At 70.0% G+C, this 1112-nt stretch carries 2 protein-coding genes; both read right to left on the bottom strand.

The features are described from left to right. Window positions 1-628, bottom strand: a 628-nt coding sequence (locus L810_RS43475; RefSeq protein ID WP_042978502.1) for a porin, incomplete at its 3' end; no start/stop codon positions are given. A gap of 222 nt (window positions 629-850) precedes the next feature. After that, window positions 851-1112: response regulator transcription factor (locus L810_RS43470; RefSeq protein WP_042978501.1), on the bottom strand; the 262-nt coding region annotated here is incomplete at its 5' end.

Raw genomic sequence — 1112 nt, 5'->3', positions numbered from 1 at the left:
TGCCGCCCTGGAACTGCCCGGCCACGCCGCCCGGCGCGTATTCGAGCGCGATCGACGCGCCCGCGAACACCGGCGACTGGTAGACGAGCGCATTGCTGTCGTACAGCGCGCCGATCGCGCCGTTGGTGCTCGTCCCGGGCCAGCCGGCCGCCGTGTTCAGGCCGAGCCACGCGGTCAGCACGCTGCCGAAGAACTGCGCGTTGCGCACGTCGGTGTCGGCCATCGCATAGATCATCGGCACGATCTGGCGGCCGGCCGTGAAGGTGCCGAACGGGCCCGACACGCCGAGCGACGCGACCTGGTTGAAGATCGCGACGGCGCCCGGCGTATCGCTCAGCTGCAGCTTGCCGGTGCCGCTGTCGAACGACCCCTGCAGCTTGAAGTTGACCTTGTAGCCGCCGCCGATGTCCTCGCTGCCCTTGATGCCCCAGAAGCTCGAGTAGATGCCGCCGTCCTTCATGCGGAACACCTTGCCCGTATTCGGCGCGGTGGGGCTGAACGACGCCGCCGACGTGCTCTGGTACAGCAGGCCCGTGTCGATCACGCCGTAGAGCGTGACGGAGGATTGCGCGTGCGCGAGCGCCGAACAGCCGGCAAGCGCCGCGAGCGCGGCCAGTTTCGTCTTCATGAAGTCTCCAGGGTCGTATTGGACCGGACGGGATCGAGCCCGTCCGGGTGAAACGGGGAAGCAACGAGGCGGGCGGGAAGACGTGACAGGCGGCGCCCGCGTGAGCCATGCGGAAAGACTACGCAACGGCGGGCGGCCGCTCCCCCCCATGCGCGGGGGGCAGGGTTGCGGAGAATCGCGGGAGGTGGAGACGGGGGCGCCGTCCGGTCGGCGGAACCGGCGTTACGGCGCGCTTTCAAGCAGGCCGAGCACCAGCGCGCGGCGTACCGCATGCTTGCGCGAGCTGGCGTCGAGCTTGCCGAACAGGTTCTTCAGGTGCCACTTCACGGTTTCCTCGCCGACGGCGAGCGCCACCGCGATCTCCTTGTTCGACAGGTTGCGCGCGAGCAGCTCGAGAATCGCGCGCTCCTTCGGCGTCAAGACGACGCTCGGCACCGCGCGCGGGCTGGCCGCGCCACGCGGGGCGGGCGGCACGATGCGCGGC

Source organism: Burkholderia sp. AU4i, assembly GCF_000466765.1.
Classification (GTDB): domain Bacteria; phylum Pseudomonadota; class Gammaproteobacteria; order Burkholderiales; family Burkholderiaceae; genus Burkholderia; species Burkholderia cepacia.
This window is presented reverse-complemented; position numbering and strand designations above follow the sequence as displayed.